This window comes from Paenibacillus violae, assembly GCF_032461945.1.
GTDB classification, from domain to species: domain Bacteria; phylum Bacillota; class Bacilli; order Paenibacillales; family NBRC-103111; genus Paenibacillus_E; species Paenibacillus_E violae.
In genome coordinates this window covers 699,770-718,098 of sequence record NZ_JAWCUD010000002.1, presented here as the reverse complement: position 1 = coordinate 718,098, position 18,329 = coordinate 699,770, and the positions used below count along the sequence as shown (strand labels likewise).

The 18,329-nt window shown below is 47.3% G+C and carries 20 protein-coding genes; 16 read left to right on the top strand and 4 right to left on the bottom strand.

Annotated elements, in window-relative coordinates; genetic code table 11:
* Positions 1-97: 97 nt before the first annotated feature.
* From RQP52_RS10360 to RQP52_RS10350, 3 genes are all read left to right on the top strand, one after another.
* Positions 98-775, top strand: coding sequence for a TVP38/TMEM64 family protein (locus RQP52_RS10360; RefSeq protein WP_315951281.1), 678 nt, complete (start codon positions 98-100; stop codon positions 773-775).
* 111 nt (positions 776-886) lie between these two features.
* Entirely contained in the window at positions 887-1,135 is a 249-nt protein-coding gene (locus tag RQP52_RS10355) for an HPr family phosphocarrier protein (protein ID WP_127452161.1), read from the top strand.
* A gap of 122 nt (positions 1,136-1,257) precedes the next feature.
* The gene (locus RQP52_RS10350; RefSeq protein ID WP_056833125.1) at positions 1,258-1,545 is read left to right on the top strand and encodes a YlaN family protein; all 288 of its coding nucleotides are present in this window, start codon (positions 1,258-1,260) and stop codon (positions 1,543-1,545) included.
* A gap of 55 nt (positions 1,546-1,600) precedes the next feature.
* Here the strand turns inward: RQP52_RS10350 and cax are convergent, their stop codons facing one another.
* Complete coding sequence (cax, locus tag RQP52_RS10345; RefSeq protein ID WP_315951278.1) at positions 1,601-2,647, bottom strand: calcium/proton exchanger; 1,047 nt, start codon at positions 2,645-2,647, stop codon at positions 1,601-1,603.
* Positions 2,648-2,846: 199 nt separating this feature from the next.
* Between cax and RQP52_RS10340 the strand changes: the two genes are divergently transcribed.
* Positions 2,847-3,227 (top strand): Asp23/Gls24 family envelope stress response protein, encoded by a 381-nt coding sequence (locus RQP52_RS10340; RefSeq protein ID WP_127452164.1) that lies wholly within the window; start codon positions 2,847-2,849, stop codon positions 3,225-3,227.
* A gap of 29 nt (positions 3,228-3,256) precedes the next feature.
* Here RQP52_RS10340 and ftsW read toward each other — a convergent pair whose 3' ends face one another.
* Positions 3,257-4,405, bottom strand: a complete 1,149-nt coding sequence (gene ftsW / locus RQP52_RS10335; protein WP_315951277.1) for a putative lipid II flippase FtsW — start codon at positions 4,403-4,405, stop codon at positions 3,257-3,259.
* Between the two features lie 13 nt (positions 4,406-4,418).
* Entirely contained in the window at positions 4,419-4,766 is a 348-nt protein-coding gene (locus tag RQP52_RS10330; RefSeq protein ID WP_315951276.1) for a YugN family protein, read from the bottom strand.
* A 204-nt stretch (positions 4,767-4,970) separates the two neighbouring features.
* Here RQP52_RS10330 and RQP52_RS10325 point away from each other — a divergent pair, with 204 nt between their 5' ends.
* The 7 genes from RQP52_RS10325 (at position 4,971) to RQP52_RS10295 (ending at position 13,509) form a co-directional block, all read left to right on the top strand.
* Complete coding sequence (locus RQP52_RS10325; protein WP_315951275.1) at positions 4,971-6,140, top strand: M20 family metallopeptidase; 1,170 nt, start codon at positions 4,971-4,973, stop codon at positions 6,138-6,140.
* Between the two features lie 63 nt (positions 6,141-6,203).
* Positions 6,204-6,644 (top strand): CBS domain-containing protein, encoded by a 441-nt coding sequence (locus tag RQP52_RS10320; RefSeq protein ID WP_157321397.1) that lies wholly within the window; start codon positions 6,204-6,206, stop codon positions 6,642-6,644.
* 177 nt (positions 6,645-6,821) lie between these two features.
* Positions 6,822-7,982 carry a Gfo/Idh/MocA family protein gene (locus RQP52_RS10315; RefSeq protein WP_315951274.1) on the top strand — a complete coding sequence of 387 codons (1,161 nt, stop codon included), beginning with the start codon at positions 6,822-6,824 and terminating at the stop codon, positions 7,980-7,982.
* A gap of 58 nt (positions 7,983-8,040) precedes the next feature.
* Positions 8,041-9,114: a Gfo/Idh/MocA family protein gene (locus RQP52_RS10310; RefSeq protein ID WP_315951273.1), complete on the top strand. Its 1,074-nt coding sequence runs from the start codon at positions 8,041-8,043 to the stop codon at positions 9,112-9,114.
* 133 nt (positions 9,115-9,247) lie between these two features.
* Positions 9,248-10,954 carry a DNA repair helicase XPB gene (locus tag RQP52_RS10305; RefSeq protein ID WP_315951272.1) on the top strand — a complete coding sequence of 569 codons (1,707 nt, stop codon included), beginning with the start codon at positions 9,248-9,250 and terminating at the stop codon, positions 10,952-10,954.
* A complete protein-coding gene (locus tag RQP52_RS10300; protein ID WP_315951271.1) occupies positions 10,944-12,977 on the top strand; it encodes a helicase-associated domain-containing protein in 2,034 nt (677 codons plus the stop codon). Before RQP52_RS10305 ends, RQP52_RS10300 begins: the two co-directional genes overlap by 11 nt.
* An 82-nt stretch (positions 12,978-13,059) precedes the next feature.
* Complete coding sequence (locus tag RQP52_RS10295; RefSeq protein WP_127452411.1) at positions 13,060-13,509, top strand: YlbF family regulator; 450 nt, start codon at positions 13,060-13,062, stop codon at positions 13,507-13,509.
* Between the two features lie 6 nt (positions 13,510-13,515).
* Here the strand turns inward: RQP52_RS10295 and RQP52_RS10290 are convergent, their stop codons facing one another.
* On the bottom strand, positions 13,516-14,520 hold the full coding sequence (locus RQP52_RS10290; protein ID WP_315951270.1) for an asparaginase: 1,005 nt from the start codon (positions 14,518-14,520) through the stop codon (positions 13,516-13,518).
* Positions 14,521-14,567: 47 nt separating this feature from the next.
* Here RQP52_RS10290 and RQP52_RS10285 point away from each other — a divergent pair, with 47 nt between their 5' ends.
* From RQP52_RS10285 to galU, 5 genes are all read left to right on the top strand, one after another.
* Positions 14,568-14,831 carry a YlbG family protein gene (locus tag RQP52_RS10285; protein ID WP_127452182.1) on the top strand — a complete coding sequence of 88 codons (264 nt, stop codon included), beginning with the start codon at positions 14,568-14,570 and terminating at the stop codon, positions 14,829-14,831.
* 211 nt (positions 14,832-15,042) lie between these two features.
* Positions 15,043-15,480 carry a hypothetical protein gene (locus tag RQP52_RS10280; RefSeq protein WP_127452184.1) on the top strand — a complete coding sequence of 146 codons (438 nt, stop codon included), beginning with the start codon at positions 15,043-15,045 and terminating at the stop codon, positions 15,478-15,480.
* A gap of 112 nt (positions 15,481-15,592) precedes the next feature.
* On the top strand, positions 15,593-16,504 hold the full coding sequence (locus RQP52_RS10275; protein WP_315951269.1) for a selenium metabolism-associated LysR family transcriptional regulator: 912 nt from the start codon (positions 15,593-15,595) through the stop codon (positions 16,502-16,504).
* Positions 16,505-16,549: 45 nt separating this feature from the next.
* Positions 16,550-17,416 (top strand): PHP domain-containing protein, encoded by an 867-nt coding sequence (locus RQP52_RS10270; RefSeq protein ID WP_315951267.1) that lies wholly within the window; start codon positions 16,550-16,552, stop codon positions 17,414-17,416.
* Positions 17,416-18,303, top strand: a complete 888-nt coding sequence (galU, locus tag RQP52_RS10265; protein WP_315951265.1) for a UTP--glucose-1-phosphate uridylyltransferase GalU — start codon at positions 17,416-17,418, stop codon at positions 18,301-18,303. Before RQP52_RS10270 ends, galU begins: the two co-directional genes overlap by 1 nt.
* Positions 18,304-18,329 lie beyond the last annotated feature (26 nt).

The following is an 18,329-nucleotide window of genomic DNA, read 5'->3' as shown; positions in this document are numbered from 1 at the left end:
TTCAGACACGCATGCTTTTACCCTACTTTTCTCTTCCTGAACTAACGGTAACATGATACAATGGTTTGGTTAAGGGAAGGATGGTCGAAATTTGTCAGTGGCTAACAGAAAGCGGATACTTTCAATTCTAGTTATTTTGATTTTAGTCGGTTTTTTGGTTTATTTTTTCTTTTTTAACCACATAGGCATTAAACTTGCTCATAGTAATATGAGGCAGCTGTCTGATCATTTGAATGATCTTGGTTGGCCCGGCAAAATCATCGGCATGGCTTTGATATTTGCTCAAACTTTTTTCCCGTTTATTCCTTTTGTGCTGGTAGCCGGGACGAATGTTGCGCTTTTTGGGATTAAAGTAGGGTTTTTGGTAAACTATACCATGTCTTGCCTAGGAGCAATTGCCTCTTTTTATTTTGCTCGTTATTATGGACATGCTTGGGTCGAGAAGAAATTAGAACGATTTCCGCTTGTTACTCAGTTCAGCCGCCGCATGGAACAGCGTGGGTTTGTTTATGTGCTTCTGGGGAGATTGATCCCGATTTTACCGTCATCGGCAATTAACTTTGCTGCAGGACTCACTCGAGTACGATTCACTCCATTTCTATGGGGCACTGTCATTGGGAAACTTCCCATCGTTTTTTTAGAATCCATGATTGCACACGATTTATTTCATTTTCACAAATATAAAGGAAGACTTCTCCTTCTGCTTGGAATCTTTGTCGTCTTAATTCTTGTTGGTAATGGTGTCAAACGGGTGCTCGCGCCCAAATCGAAATAAAAATTGTTGGAGAATGCAGGAAATTTTCTAGTTGCGCTTTGTCACCTATCCAAGTTATCATATAGAAAGCAAGGCGACCAACTCATATGCAAATAAATGGAGGAATGAAATATGCCAAGTGCTAATAACGCCGCAATTGTTGAAATTTCACAAACAGCTAATAAATTTAGATCATCCATCGTTCTCCAATATGATAATAAGTATATCGATGTGAAAAGTATTTTGGGATTGTTCACAACTCTACTTAGCTCCAGCAAGTATGATTTGCACGTTCATGGCCCAGATGAGCAAGAAGCGAAAGTCGCTATGGCCGAAGTTTTCGCTAAGCATGATCTAGGGGTTAATGTCGTAGAAGACTAGATGAACGCCCGAAGAAGGTACTCTCAGAATCTCTGAGGGTACCTTCTCTTGTATATTGGAGCAATTTCGCTTAATATAGATACATATAAGGACGGATGACTATGCGTATAGGGGGAAGTGGAATGTCTTCATCTGATCTGTTGTTGGACATGAATCAAAAAGCGCTTAATCTTCTTCAAGAAGATGCAGATAAAATCGAAAAGCTGATCGAAGTACAAATGGAAAATTTGACAACACGTCAATGCCCGTTGTATGAAGAGGTTCTAGATACGCAAATGTACGGTCTGTCTAGAGAAATTGATTTTGCCATTCGTGCGGGACTTATTTCCGAGATGCCAGGCAAGCAAATTCTCAGCAAGCTTGAACGTAACCTTGCTCAGCTATATGAAGCGCTGAATAACAAAAAGTAACCCATCATTCGGGTTACTTTTTTTGTTTAGCGTATGTAGTGGTGACACATGAACGTTAGACGAGGAAGAATACGACACCCAGGATGATGTAGACAAATAGCAGGAGGAGACCTTCGTACCAATTGGTTGAACCATCCTGTGTGATTGACTTGGTGATGAAGACGGCGACCCCGATGGCGGCGATCTCATAGGTAGTGAAGACAATGTTCATTGGCGTGCCGCTCATGAAGAAGCTGACTAATACTAGCACTGGAGCTACGAATAGTGCAATTTGCAAGGAGCTGCCGATAGCAATTTCAACGGCTGCACCCATTTTATTTTTCATCGCCATCATGACGGCTGCGCTGTGTTCGGCTGCGTTCCCGATAATGGCTACGAGGAAGGCCCCGACAAAGAGTTCCGAGAAGCCGAATTTATGTGTCACTTCTTCCAAAGTGCCGACCAGCCATTCACTCGTGAAAGCAACCATGACGGTGGATAGAACCAGGAAGAGAATAGATGTTGTTTTGGACCAAGCAGCCTCGCCGTGCTCCATGGCTGCATCGGAAAGTATGCTTTTGTGGGTAACCATGGAAAACAACAGCCAGAGCAAGTAGGCGACTATGAGTAAAATCGCGACGATCATGCTCATCGTCGAAGTTTCTTTAGACGTTAATCCTCCCGTAAAAATCGCTGGAATGAAAAGCGCCACGACGCCGAGAATCATCAAAGACGAGTTGTGGGAAGCCAGCTTTACGTTAAACGACTGCTCCTTGAACTTGAGTCCCCCGGCAAAGATACTAAGCCCGAGCACCAGCAGGAGATTCCCGATGATAGCCCCGGTAAGGCTGGCCTTCACGATATCGTACAAGCCGTCCTTCACAAGGAAGATGGCGATGATTAGCTCTGCTGCGTTGCCAAACGTGGCGTTAAGAAATCCACCTACCCGTTCGCCAGCATAATGGGCCACACTTTCAGTCGCTTTGCCTAGGAACCCGGCGACAAAAATAATCGCGATACAGGCAATGACGAATTGCAGGGTTGTATCCAGATGCATGTAGTGTGCAATCCCTGTCAATACAAAAGAGATGATTAAACCCGCGTAAAACAATTTTCCTTTCAATGTACACCCTCCGACCCTTGAAATATTGGAACTTTTTTACTTCTTTTTACTATACCCACTTTGCCCGATAAAGTAAATTCGATTTAGACATTTGCGGCAGTTCTTGCTTTCATCTATTGAACTTATTACAATAGATTTATACCAGAGTGGAGAAGTTTGGCATTCCATTCAAAGAACCCTATATTAGGAGTTGATCCATATGTCCGAAGACAATCAAACCGGTTTAATTCGTATTTCTGATGATGTAGTATCCACAATAGCAGGTCTTGCAGCTCTTGAAACGGCTGGCATAGCAGGGATGTCTGGTGGCATTTCAGAAGGCTTGGCTAAGCGCTTGAGCGGTAAAAACGTGCAACGAGGCGTATCAGTAGAGGTAGGTCAAGTGGAAGCTGCCATCGATTTACGCGTTATCGTCAATTACGGTTCCCGTATTCAGGATGTATGCAGGGATCTCCAAGAGAACGTTCGGGAAGCAGTCGAAAATATGACAGGCTTAAATGTGGTTGAAGTGAACGTTAAAGTAGAAGGCGTTGCTTTCAGAGAAGAAGAACTTGCAGACGATCCTCTTCGTGTAAAATAAAAAAAAGACCCAATCGAATTTCGTGTCGATTAGGGTCTTTTTTTGGTGGTTGGTTCTTCTTTGCGTATTTGTTCCCGAGATATGCTAAGTATAATACCCATACTAATCAGAGAGACCATCATGGAAGATCCTCCGGCTGATATAAAGGGGAGGGTTACCCCGGTTAGGGGGATGGTTCCTGTGACGCCTCCAATATTAACAAAGGCTTGAAAGCCGAACATCACCATGATCCCTACCCCTGCAAGCATGCCGAACATATCCGGACTGCGAACGGCAACAAGGATACCCCGCCAAATGAAGAAAATGAAAAGAAGAATAAATAGAGAGCTTCCTATAAATCCCAATTCCTCACCGATAATGGCAAAAATAAAATCGTTATGGGCCTCAGGCAAGTAGTGCAGTTTCTGGATGCCTTGTCCGAAGCCAGCCCCTCGAAAGCCGCCGTGTCCAAATGCGTATAAGGACTGGACCACCTGATGTCCGGCACCTTGGGGGTCCGAGAAAGGATCCATAAACGAAGTCAAACGGTCAATTCGATAGTTGTTGCCATCGGAGCCGCCTTTTAACATATATAGGGCTATGCCGATTGCACCAAGGGTAAGCAAGCTTGTCCCCAGCATGAAAATGTGCTTCAAATTGGAGCCGCCAACCATAATCACGATGGCCGAACAAACAAAAAGAATCATGCATGAACCAAGATCCGGCTGAAGCATGATCAGGAAACAGACGAATCCGACAACAATCAAAGCAGGGAGAAGCCCCTTTTTGAAATTGCGGAAATTCTCCTCCTTATTGCTGATTAACGAAGCCAAATACAGAATGACAATCAACTTGGCGAACTCTGTCGGCTGAATCCCGAATTTACCAAGCGTGTACCAACTGCTGGCTCCGTTTGCTTTGGTTGTGAAGATAACGAAGATTAGGGCAAGCACGATAAAGAAGAACGCTGGGATGACAAGCTTTTTGAGCTTCGTGTAATGGAGATTCATGCAAAAGAGCATGCCGATGGTTCCAATCCCGACTGCGATTAACTGCTTTTTCGTAAATGCCCAGGGATCTCCATAATAAGCGCTTGTCATCGAGCTTGCACTGAAAACCATGGCCAGACCGAAGCAAACAAGCACAAAGGTTAATAGAAGCAGCAGAAAATCCGGCGTTCCTCTTCGAGGTGGATTCATGCTGTATCCTCGCCTAGTCCGCTAATAATTGCTTCAGCTGATCCAATTTTTGTTTGGAAAGTTTGAGCACGGATTCAGGAATTGGTGAATCGTAGTCCAAACCATGTGGGAATGTTTCTCTGCCTATGTATGCATCCTCTAGAAACAAAATAGCGTAAGGAGATTCCAGTTTGCCCGATTCTACACGTGCATTTACACGCAAGAAGTACACGGATTTACTTGCTTTATCTTCCATTTTGAAATCATAAGTAGCACGAGTGTATTCCCACTGCCAGCGCACGAAACCTAGCTTCGTCGTTACTTCATCCAGGTGAGCCAGATCGCTTTTTAAGCCTTTTAAGCCAGTTGCTTCAATAATCACTTATAACGCCTCCATATTGTACGTATGCATTCTTTATTCATGATAGTATGTTTCCAATGGTTCTGCAAGTCGATAGCTTCGTCTAATTTCTAATATTTGATGGCACTTTGGAGATGAAACTGGCGCATTAATTTGGTAGAATAGGTTCAATCACTTAGGCAAATATGAAATACCTACATATAAGGATGAGCGGAGGAGTTATCTATGATTGATTTTCAAGCGGACTTACAAGCCATTTATGAAGAAATGGTTGGCTGGAGGCGCTATCTGCATCAAAACCCTGAACTCTCCTTCCATGAGTACCGGACGGCTGATTTCGTCGCGACCCACCTTCGCAGTTGGGGCATTGAAGTCCGTCAAGGCGTTGGCGGCAATGGCGTTGTCGGGCTTCTTCGCGGCGGTGAAGCCGGACCAACCGTCGCTCTGCGAGCCGATATGGATGCTCTTCCTATTCAAGATGAGAAAGACTGCACATACGCATCCCTGACCAAAGGGGTTATGCATGCATGTGGACATGATGCCCACACATCTACGCTTCTCGGGATCGCTAAGGTAGCAAGCAAGCGCCGGGCTGAACTGAAAGGCAATCTGGTTTTCTTGTTCCAGCACGCGGAAGAAATCACCCCTGGCGGGGCGGATGCCATGATCCAAGATGGCGCGCTTGAAGGTGTTGATGCTGTGTTTGGCGTACATTTGTGGACACCATTCCCCGTCGGCAATGTTTACTCCAAAGCGGGTCCATTAATGGCGGCTCCCGATGAATTTACAATCCAGATTCAAGGGAAAGGCGGTCACGGTGGCTTGCCTCATCAAACTATTGACAGCATCTATGTGGCTTCTCAATTAGTTGTGAACCTGCAATCGATTGTAAGCCGTCAAGTAGATCCGATTGAACCATGCGTCGTAAGCATCGGTTCCTTTCACGGAGGGACGAGCTTCAACGTGATTGCTGAAACAAGTTCGTTAAGCGGGACTGTCAGGACTTTTAACGCAGAGCTTAGACAAGATGTTAAGCAGCGCATTGAAAGGATCGTGCAGTCTACTTGCGAAATGTATGGAGCTGCTTACGAAATTGATTATAAGATGGGCTATCCAACGGTAGTGAATGACCCGAATGAAGCTGGGCGATTCTTTAAGGTAGGAGCTGCATTATTTGGGGCAGAAGCTACACAGGAATCTCCACTTATTATGGCCGGAGAAGACTTCTCTTATTATTTGCATCATCGACCGGGTTGTTACATGTTTGTAGGGGCGGGCAATGTAGAAGCAGGGATTATCCATCCGCATCACCATCCCAAATTCGATATCGATGAGAAGTCCATGCTGAATTCGGCTAATTTGCTGCTTGGAATGGCTTTGGATTATATGGCATGAATGCCGTCCATCCTTTGGAGAATGCTATGTCTGTAAGACAACTCTAAGGGAGGGATCGTGGACATGGCTGGGAAAACAGTTCGGGATATTATGAGTAAAGATTGCGTGACAGTGACTTTGCAGGATAATGTATATGAAATTGCTTTGAAAATGAAACAACACGATATCGGATTTGTTGCCGTTGTTGACGGTAAGAAGCTCATTGGTGTTGTGACCGACCGTGATTTGGTCGTCCGCGGATATGCGGAAAAACATTCAGGTTCTACGGCCGTTGAGAAGGTAATTACGAAAGATATTGCAACGATAGATCCGAATACATCTATTGAAGAAGCAGCCAAGATTATGGCGAAAAATCAAATCCGGCGGCTGCCGGTCGTTGAGAACGGCGAGCTCGTTGGCATCGTAGCCATCGGAGATCTGGCCGTCCGCGGCAGCTTCGAAGATGAAGCCGGCCAAGCACTCGGCAAAATCTCTTCCGACAAAACGCCGGTTGGAGCAAGATAAAGGACTAATCTGAGTATGTTGGACCGGGCATCCGGTCCTTTTTACTTGGCGAAAGCACAGATCTGTCAAAGTTCGCAATAAGGTAGTCAATCTGCGACAAGATGCGAACTGCTGAAATATGCTACATTGGTAACGTGTTCAATTATTGTGAATCTGACAAGAAAAAGGTGAGTACATATGGAGAAAGTTAGGATTGGTATTATCGGTCTGGGCAATATGGGAACTGGACATGCCAAATATTTGGTGAAGAACGAAGTAAAAGGCGCTGAATTGACAGCTATATGTGAATTCAGAGCGGATCGTTTGGAGTGGGCGAAAGAAAACCTAGGTCAGGACATCCAATTATTCGACAATCTTGATGCATTTCTGAACTCAGGCGTTATTGATAGCGTACTGATTGCGACTCCACACTATGATCATCCCGAAGTAGCGATAAAAGCTTTTAAAGCTGGACTTCATGTTCTTTGTGAGAAACCGGCTGGCGTTTATACGAAACAAGTTCGTCAAATGAATGAAGCGGCTAAAGAGTCAGGCAAAGTCTTCAGCATGATGTACAACCAACGTACAAATCCTTTATATAAAAAGCTCAAAGATCTGGTCGAATCCGGTGAACTCGGTGAAATCCGTAGAACGAACTGGATCATTACGAACTGGTACAGATCCCAAAGCTATTACGATTCAGGCGGCTGGCGCGCAACATGGGCTGGCGAAGGCGGCGGTGTTCTGATTAACCAGGATCCGCATCAGCTTGATTTGTGGCAGTGGACGATTGACATGATGCCGAAGCGTGTTCGCGCGTTCTGTTATTTCGGAAAACACCGCAATATCGAGGTAGAAGATGATGTAACAGCATTCGTTGAGTACGAGAACGGCGCGACAGGGTTGTTCGTTACAACGACAGGGGAAGCTCCGGGAACAAATCGTTTTGAAATTTCCGGTGATCGCGGCAAAATTGTTATTGAAGACGGCAAGTTGACATTCTGGCGTTTGCGCGTTTCCGAAAGAGAATTTAACGAAACATTCAAGGGCGGATTCGGTCAACCGGAATGCTGGAAAATCGATATTCCAATCGAAGGCAAAGAAACAAGCCACATGGGAATTACACAAAACTTCGTTGACGCGATTCTTCACGGCACACCGCTTGTTGCTCCAGGGGAAGAAGGGATCAAAGGTTTAATGCTTTCCAATGCGATGTTGTTGTCCACATGGACAGACAACTGGGTGGATCTGCCGATTGACGAAGATCTTTTTGAACAACATTTGCAGGACAAAATCAAAAATTCCACCGTTAACAAAGAAGCTGGCTACAAGACTTTCGATGTTTCCGCTTCAAGATAATAAGACTGACCATTTCACCCCGTCAATATATGGGTAAAGACCGTGGAGGAATTCGGATATGCAAAAAAGCGATGGAATGAATTATGCACCAAAAGGCAAGCCGAACATCGTCGTGCAAAAAGGCGAGTTCGTCTTCGCAGCTATTGCCTTAGATCATGGTCATATCTATGGGATGTGCAATGGTTTACTGGAAGCTGGAGCAGAGCTGAAATGGGTCTACGACCAAGATCCTGCGAAAGTAGCAGCTTTCATTGCAAAATACCCGCAAGCCAAAGCAGCTTCTTCGGAGCAAGAAATTTTCGATGACGCGGAAGTTAAGCTGATTGCTGCGGCTGCAGTTCCATCCGAGCGTGGAGCGTTAGGCATCCGGGCGATGGAGAACGGCAAAGACTACTTTACAGACAAAACGCCATTTACTTCGCTGGATCAGCTTGCCGCTGCCAAAGCTAAGGTAGAAGAGACTGGCCGTAAGTATGCCGTATACTTCAGCGAGCGTCTACACGTAGAAAGCGCTGTGTTTGCCGGCCAGTTGATTGAAGAAGGCGCTATCGGGCGCGTAGTGCAGGTCATCGGACTTGGGCCGCACCGACTGGGTGCTGCAGGCCGACCGGATTGGTTCTTCAAAAAAGACAAGTATGGCGGCATTCTGTGTGATATTGGGTCTCATCAAATTGAGCAATTTCTACATTATGCGGGATGTAAAGATGCTACCGTTGTAAGCAGTAAAGTAGCGAACTACCATGCGAAGGATTATCCGGAGCTGGAGGATTTCGGTGACGCTACACTTGTTGGGGATAACGGGGCGACCAACTATTTCCGTGTGGACTGGCTGACACCGAGCGGTCTTGGAACATGGGGCGACGGACGTACGCTGATTCTGGGAACAGAAGGATATATTGAGCTTCGCAAATATATTGACATTGCGCGCGACCCACAAGGAGATCAGTTATATCTGGTCAATCAACAAGGTGAGAAACACTATAGTCTTCATGGACAAGTAGGTTTTCCTTTCTTTGGCCAATTGATCCTTGATTGCATCAATCGCACGGAGAATGCGATGACGCAGGCTCATACGTTCAAAGCAGCAGAACTCTGCTTGCTTGCACAGGAGAAAGCAATTCGCGTTGAATAGAGATCATCAGACGGGTAGTCCAGCGTTCGCCGCTGGGCTGCCCGTTTTGCTTTTTACGAATAAAACAGACAGGCCAGATAGGTTTAAATCCAGTCCTTTCCTTTCATACTAGTGAGAAAGGAGATGGCAACCAGTGAAAGTAGATCCTACTCGTCCTCTGATCGTACAAAGCGATTTGTCAGTCTTATTGGAGACGCATCATCCCGAATTCGAGTCCGTTCGGGGGGTTCTATCCCGTTTTGCGGATCTTATCAAAAGCCCTGAGCATCTCCATATGTACCGGATTACACCGTTATCGCTGTGGAATGCAACGGCTTCCGGGATGCCGATCGAACAAATGTCAGCTTGTTTGCAGCAAAATGCGAAATTCGGCGTACCGTCCTCTGTGCTAAGCGGGATTCGTAAATATGCTAACCGCTATGGCTTGTTACGCATGGAAGACGTCGGCAGCGAACTCTATCTAGTCAGCGACGATACGGTCATACTAAGAGAAATTCGTGCGTACGATTCGCTTAAAAAATATTTAGAAGATACCCGCGGCGAGCGGGCTATTGCTATTTCTCCAGCATATCGCGGCGTGTTGAAGCAGGAATTAATCAAGCTTGGCTTTCCGGTTGAAGATTTGGCCGCATACCGAAGCGGTGAATTTCTTCCGATCCAACTGCGCGACGAAGAAACAGTGGAAGAGCCTTTTCAGCTGCGCGACTATCAAAAGAGTGCCGTGGATGCCTTCCATCGCATCGGAGAAGGGGGAAGCGGCGTCCTAGTGCTGCCTTGCGGGGCAGGTAAAACGGTGATTGGTATCGCCGCCATGGCAAGATGCAACTGTGCGACGTTGATTCTTACGTCGAATGTCACATCCGTTAAGCAGTGGAAGCGGGAAATCTTGAGCAAAACAGGGCTCGCGGAAGACCAGGTCGGCGAATATAACGGAACAACGAAGGACGTACGGCCAGTCACTATTGCTACGTATCAAATCCTGACACATCGTGGGAAAAAAGAAGATGACTTCGCTCATATGCGTTTATTCAGCGAAAGAGAATGGGGGCTAATCATATATGATGAGGTGCATCTTCTTCCTGCTCCTGTTTTCCGCGCAACAGCGGACATTCAGGCGACTCGCAGACTCGGGTTGACTGCTACCCTAATCAGAGAAGATGGCCGAGAGGAAGATGTTTTCTCCTTAGTAGGGCCCAAGAAGTTTGATATGGCATGGAAAGAACTCGAGTCGCAAGGCTGGATTGCTAAGGTAACCTGCCAGGAAGTGCGCGTTCCTCTCTCCGAAAGCGATCGCGACCTGTACGGTGCTTCCAGCGCCAGACAGCAATTTCGGATTGCCGGCGAAAATAGGGCCAAGCAACAGGTGATTGACCATTTGCTGCGGCGCCATGCCGATGAACCGACATTGATTATTGGCCAATATATTGATCAATTAGAACAAATTTCAGCCCACACTGGTGCGCCGATGATCAGCGGTTCAATGCCGTATGAACACAGAGAGGAACTGTATGATCAATTTAAAAAGGGGCAGCTGCCCCTGCTCATTGTCTCTAAGGTAGCTAATTTTGCTGTTGATTTACCGGATGCCGCGGTGGCTATCCAAGTTTCCGGCAGCTATGGATCACGTCAAGAGGAAGCGCAGCGGCTGGGGCGAATTCTTCGCCCTAAAAGCAGCGGTGCGAATGCAGCCGTCTTTTATTCCATCATCAGTGAGGATACGAAAGAGCAGGACTTTGCCATGAAGCGTCAATTGTTTCTGGTTGAACAAGGTTATGAATATTGCATTACGTGTTGGAGTCCTGACACGAAAGATCGTAAAGGAGAACAGTATGAGATATGAGCATGTCGTGAGTCGAATGCCGGAAGCCCTGAAGCAGCTTATTTCCAGCCAAACTTGGTGCTCAACTTACATGAAAGAGGGAGTTTCACTGCCTGATCTGCTGACTGACCGGAAATATCTCTTGAGACTGCTGTCTCACTTGTCAGTAGATGAGAAAAATACCCTCCGTCTTATTCTTAGCGCATTCGGCTGTGAGTCGTTCACGAGCCTTGCGCTTGAAAAGCAGGCGGGCCTCCGTATGGCCGGCGCGCAAGTCGCTATTGGCCTGGTAGGCCTTAGACGGGCAGGCGTTATTGCCGCTTTCCGCAAAGCCTGGGGGGAGCAGCTTTTTGTGCTGCCTGAGGATGCTTTTGAGGCATGGCAGGGACTGCTTTTTCCTTCCTTAAAGCTTAAGACTATGGCGGATGGAAACGCGCTAGAATTAATGCCAGCGGGGGCTGTCCAAGCGAGTGGTTCGCAGGAGGAAGAAGCAACGGTGCACCCGAGAGGTCTTGCCCAGCAGCTCTTTCACTTTATGGTAGCGTGCTCGCAGCAGTCTTCACTTCCCCTGACCAACAAGGGGACATTGCATAAAAAGCAAATCCTAAAGCTTACCCAGCATCTTGCCCTTCCGAATGACTTGCTTCGCGCCGCGGGAATTACCTACGCTTTTAGAGATATTTACGACGATGGTGCAGCGCTGATGTTAGAAATGGCTATTCGGATGGGTTTCATTTCGGCGAAGGGTGATCAGCTCGTTGTGTGCAAGGACGCGTTCCTGTCATGGCTGGATGACCGCTATGAGAGTCAACAGAAGGCGCTTTACGGCGTTTGGCGGCAGTTACAGCTTCCTGCACCTGTCTGGCTTCAACATGGCTTAGCATGGATGGAGAGGGTGGAAACAGGCCAATGGGTTGAGCTGGATGCTATAGTTGGAGCGATCATGGCCTGCTGCTCCGAATACGATCAGATGATAGAAGCTGATTCTCTTTCGCGTGCGTTCTTCTCTTGCTGGATAACGCCGCTGTCCATCTTCCGTTTTATCGAGCTTGCTGCCGATAAAGAAGGCGGTGTATGGTTTCGCTGGCTGATTTCACTGAGGAATGAATGGGAATCAGAGGTAGGAATCAGCAATGATCCATCCAATTGTGCTGAAAAACAATTGAAGGCTTCTTCACTTTATGTGCAGCCCGACTTTGAAATTCTGTTGCTTCCTGATACATCGCTTCGAACGGAATGGGATATCGCGGCGTTTGCCGATCTCAAGCAAACGGATCACGTCCGTACTTACCGGATGACAAAAGAAGGCTTTTATCGCGCTTGGGAAATGGGGCAAAGTAGTGAAGAGATCATTTCCATGCTGCAAGAGAATGCGTATTATGAAATTCCTGAGCCAATAACCATAACGCTGCGGCAATGGGGCGAGCAGACCGGCAAAGTGCATTTTGAAGAGGTAACGCTGCTTCGCTGCCGATCAAGTGACATTGCAGACGCGTTGCTTAGAAATGAGAAGTGCCAGCCGTTTCTTCAGGAGCGTGTCGGCACAGCTGATTTTGTCGTGCCCAAAGCGCAATTGGCTCAGCTTACGAAATGTTTAGAGAATATGGGATATAACCCTAAAAGCAGTCGTAAAGCACCGGATGGGTTGGGCATCAACGCAGCCGATAATCCTTACGGCAATCAGACACCGGGCTTATGTTATTCCAGAGATACGATCCAGTTATACGAGATGGATTCCGAGCTCCCTGAAAGAGACGACTTGTATCCGGATATGCGGGATATCCCGTCAAGTTGGCTGCAAGACTTTCGTTCTTACCATGGCTCCACGCGTAAAGAAATGATTCGCAAAGCTATTGAATGGAAGAGCTGTTTACAGCTGCGCAAAGAAGGGCAGAACCGCTTCATAATTCCTAGAAGTTTGCGCGAAGAACGCACCGGTTGGATCCTGGAGGGCCTAGAAGAATTGCAAGAGATTGCATGGTCTGGTGAGGATTGGGAGGAAATGAAATTGATTTTGCCGGGTATTAACGATAAGGATATCTAGAGAAAAGGAAGAAACTCTTGAGGAACTGTGGTATAGTAGAGATGTCAGATACTCTTAAAGAGGAAGGAAGTTGAACATAGGTATGTTACAGACGATGGAAACAGAAACGATTGATATGTCGGCCGTCCTTATGCAGGCCTATGACATGGGTGACATGATTAATTCCTCTGCTGAAGTGGCAGATTATTTATATTGGAAGAACGCTGTTGAGAACAGTGCGGAAGTGAAAGAGCTGAAAGCCGTCTTTGCAAGAAAAAAAGATGCTTTCGAAGAATGCGAGCGTTTCGGGCATTATCACCCGAGTTATCACGAAGCATTGGCTGCTGTGAACGAGGTTCAGGACAAGTTGCATCAGGTTGAGGCTGTTCGCAGATTCAAAGAAGCGGAGGATCGCTTGGACGATTTATTGTTCACCGTTTCCACGACGATCGCTCACGCCGTATCTGATTCTATCAAAGTTCCCAGCAATAACCCACTTCCAACCGGCAAAGGATGTTCCTCGGGCGGAAGCTGCAGCGGCAATTGCGGTTAACCCATGTTACAACTGGAAATCGGGGCGGATGATTCCGACCTCGGTTCCTTGCCAGTTATGAACAGTAGGCGTGTGAAAAGCAGCAAGCTTGCTGACTTCGGATGACGAAAGCAGGTCTAACTGCTTTAGCGCTTCAACGACAGCAGGATATAGCGCACGCTGATTACCGTCTTCAATCTTCAACACAAAACCTAACCCTTTGTCGGGAACCGTTAGTGCGAAAATGCCCTCAGCACCCATTTTGCCGATGATTCGGCCTTGCGTGACTTCGATTAATTGCGTATCGAAGCGATCGCTGCCTGCTAGGAGTTGAGGATATTTTCGCACCGCGGCGACGATTCTCTGGCAAGCGTTTGCACGGACTTCAGGCAGCGCTTCCGGGCTTCCAAGCCGGGCGAAAGCAAGGGCCAGCTGATGGATCGGCATGCCGAATACGGGCACGCCGCAGCCGTCGACTCCCAGCTCCATCTGCGATTTGGGGATGCCCGACATGGCGCACACCGCCTCCAGCATGAGTTGCTGCACAGGATGCTGCAGGCTCATGTATGTATCCGGCGATGCCCCAAGGTGCGCACAAAGTGCCAGCATGCCTGAATGCTTGCCCGAGCAGTTGTTATGCAGCGTGGTCGGCGCTTCTCCCCGCTCGCGCATCGCCTGTGCGGTCGGCGCATGGTAGGGCTCATGAGCACCGCATTGCAGGTGCTCGTGATGGAAACCGAGCTTGCCCAAGATGCCTTGGGCAGCGCTCACGTGCTCAGCTTCCCCGTTGTGGGAAGCGCAGCACAAAGCGATTTCGGCCTCGCCAAGGCCGAAATGATCCGCCGCGCCGGACTCGATGACCGGCAGCGCTTGAATGAGCTTCGCCGTCGAACGGGCGAAGGTAAGGAGTTGTGGGTCGCCTGCACCGTGCAGCAGCGAGCCCTTGGTGTTAACGACCGCGAGATGAACGCGGTGAATACTTTCCGTTATGTTCCCGCGGTACACGCGGACGATGGTGTTAGAAGGCTTCATGTAAGGGTATCACTCCATACTAGGATTATTGAAAAGAGGTTGCAATCATGATGATTGAGCGTAGCGGGTTAATCATTTGGGTTAACGATGTGAAAGCCGCCAGAAACTTGGAAAGATTCGGTTCGCTTCATTACATATCCAAGAAAATGAATTATGCGGTTCTTTATATACATGCAAGCAAAGTTGAAGAAACGACTCGCAGTTTACTTAAGCTGCCCTACGTCAAAAAAGTAGAGAAGTCTTATCGCAACGAAATCAAAACCGAATACAGTAGTGAAGTACCGGACAAAACTAGATTTTACACCCTTTGAGGCTGTAGTGCAAAACGAAAGCTTCGGAAGAAGCTTTTTTTATTTTTTGAATTTTTAGATAATAAGCATGTTTTCATGAATTCACAAATATTTATTAATAATTTTATATATTCTTACATGGGAAAAAAAGTTATAATCAAGTAAACTATAACTTACATACAGTCATGGAATAGGTACGCGGACTCATTTTTGTAGGAAAGGGGGTGTGATCATGAAAGACAAAGTAATGGGGAGATGGAGTACTTATGAACCATTCTTCGTGCAGCTGGGTGACAAGAAAGTAGCGGATGTCGTGATCACGAATCATGCGAAGCTGAGATGGAGTGATCGTGTTTCTAGTGAAAACAACTCACTGGAGGAAATCTGTGCTTTTCTATGGGAAAAGCTTAAAAATGGTGACATCGTCCCTTATTATCGAAATGAAGAAGATGTTTATCTGATTGATGATGACCTTGTCGTCGTTGCTGAGTTTTCACACTTGGAGAATGAAACGGATCTGGTGGGCAATCCGCTGCATAAGATGATCATCGTCACCTTCCTCGGGAGAATGTCCGAAACCATGGAGCTTCGTGATTTGAAATCATATTATTCTTGGCTTAGGCATTCAAGGCGCATGACGTTGATCAAGAACAGCCGCAAGCGCCGGTAACTGGATATTAGCTGGATCAAGAGCGTGTCCATCGCGGCATGCTCTTTTTTACGTCTGAATGGACTGCGCACGCGCAATTTCATATAATGGTAGCAAAGAGAGGCGGGTTTTCATGGCACTTAATTTTCATCAACTCCATATTTTTTATACCGTCGCGGAAAAAGGAAGTTTCTCGCATGCCGCCGGGGCGCTCCATATGACCCAGCCTGCCGTCACGATGCAGGTTCAATCCCTCGAGGATTATTTCGGCGTGAAGCTATTTCATCGCAGCACGAAGAAGATTGAGCTTTCTGAAGCGGGAAGAGCGCTCATGCCGTTTGCTAAAAATAGCATTGAGTTGATCCGGGAGACGGACGTGGCGATGTCCAAATTCACCAAAATGATTGAAGGACGTCTCCAACTTGGCGCAAGCTTGACGATGGGCGAATACATTTTACCTCGTCTCCTTGGCCCCTTCAGTAAGGATTACCCGAACATCTCCGTTTCCATGAAGGTAATGAATACAACACAAATTCTCGATGAGGTTCTTGGCCATCAGCTGAATTTCGGGCTTGTCGAGGCGCCGATTCATCACCCGGATGTTCTTACGGAAGCGATTCTAAGCGATGAGCTTAAGCTTATTGTGCCGGCGGACCATCCCTTAGCAGACATGGAGGTTGTTACACTCGAAGAAGTGTTGAAATATCCATTCGTGCTTCGTGAGCAGGGGTCCGGAACCAGAAGGGTAATGGAAGAGGAATTCGCCCGCTGCAACATGGATTGCTCGACGATGAAGATTGTCATGGAATTAGGCAGCACTGGCGCTATTAAATCAGCTGTAGAAGCAGGACTGGGCATTTCCATCCTATCGCAGTCTTCGGTTAAGCATGAGGTGACCCTAGGACTGTTTAAAGTGAAGACGATTGAGAACATTAGGTTTGAACGCAGCTTCTATGCGATTTATTTAAATTCCACGCTGCTTCCTATATCCGCAGTTAGTTTTATGACCTTTTTACGGCAGGAAGAATTAAGCCGTTTTCTTTGAAAATTGCAGCACCGGTGAAGGCATCAGGAGAAGGAGGATGTGGAAATGACAGCCAATGTGACAGCCAAAATGGAAGCGGATTTACATACACATACTACGGCTTCGGACGGGACGCAGCGGCCTGCGGCTAATGTGCAAATGGCCCACGATGCCGGATTGGCGGCAATTGCGATCACGGATCATGATACGGTTTCAGGAGTGGCTGAGGCGCTTGCAGAGGGAGTGAAGCTTGGCATTGAAGTTGTACCTGGGGTTGAGATCTCAACCGTCGCGGGTGGCCAAGACATCCATGTGCTGGGGTACTATATTCAAATCGACGATATTCAGTTTCTAGAAAGATTGGCCTCTTTGCGTGACACCCGAAATGCTCGGAACGACATGATTATTGAGCGATTGCAGCAGTTAGGCGTAGAAATTACGATGGATGATGTGCTCAAGGAAGTAGCGAATATTAAGCGCAAGGGGGATACTGTCGGAAGACCCCATATTGCTGCCGTGCTTCTGAACAAAGGTTATGTTTCCTCCATTAGCGAGGCCTTTGACAAGTATTTGGCTACAGGCGCTGCCGCTTATGCCAACCCGCCGCGGATCAAACCGGAAACGGCCATCCAGTGGATTCATGAAGCGGGTGGAAAGGCCGTACTTGCTCATCCCGGTATCTATCATGACGATGGGCTCGTTGAGGCTATTACGCAGCAAGGATTAGACGGTATTGAGGTCTACCATTCCGACCACACGCCTGAAGATGAAGCGAAATATCTTGAACTTGCCCAACGCACAGGACTGCTAATTACAGCAGGTTCAGATTTCCACGGCGAACGGGGCGGAGTTGTCTTTCATGCGCCTATCGGTTCCAAACGAATTGGGATCGAAGTTTTACAAAGCCTACAAACCGAGAAGGAGCCGCGTTAATGAAAAAGATTCGCAAAGCAATCATTCCTGCGGCTGGTTTAGGAACCCGCTTCCTGCCAGCCACGAAAGCGCAGCCCAAAGAAATGCTGCCCATTGTGGACAAGCCTGCCATCCAATACATCGTCGAAGAAGCAATTGAGTCTGGGATTGAGGATATCATCATTGTAACCGGCCGCAACAAGCGAGCGATTGAAGATCATTTTGATAAATCCGTTGAACTTGAAATGATGCTGGAGGAAAAAGGCAGCACGCAATTGTTGAACATTGTGCAGTCTGTCTCTAACCTGGCTGACGTTCATTATATTCGGCAAAAGCAACCCTTAGGTCTCGGTCACGCCATCCTTTGCGCACGCAAGTTTATTGGCGATGAGCCGTTTGCCGTGCTTTTAGGCGATGACATTCTGCAATCATCTCCACCTGGACTCAAACAGATGTTGGATATTTACGAACAGACGGAAACGTCCGTGATCGCTGTACAAGAAGTGCCTTGGGAAGATGTGAGCAAATATGGGATCGTTTCCCCCGCGGCGAGCTACGGCAGCTATCGTTTGATTGAAGATTTGGTCGAGAAACCTGACCGTGACCAAGCGCCTTCGAATTTAGCCGTGATCGGCCGATACTTGATCATGCCTGAAATATTTGGCATCTTGGAACGGCAAGAGCCTGGCCGCGGGGGAGAAATTCAATTAACGGATGCTCTCCGTGTCCTTAATAAAGAGCAGCAAATGGCTGCATATTTGATGCAGGCGAATCGTTACGACGTTGGCGACAAATTCGGTTACATTGAAGCGACCATCGAGCTTGCTCTCCAACGGCCGGATTTGCAGCAGCAGGTGAAAGCGTACCTTCTCAATTTGGCTAGAAAATTAGAAGCGGAATCGGAATAAACACAAGCAAAAAGAACCTAGTGCAG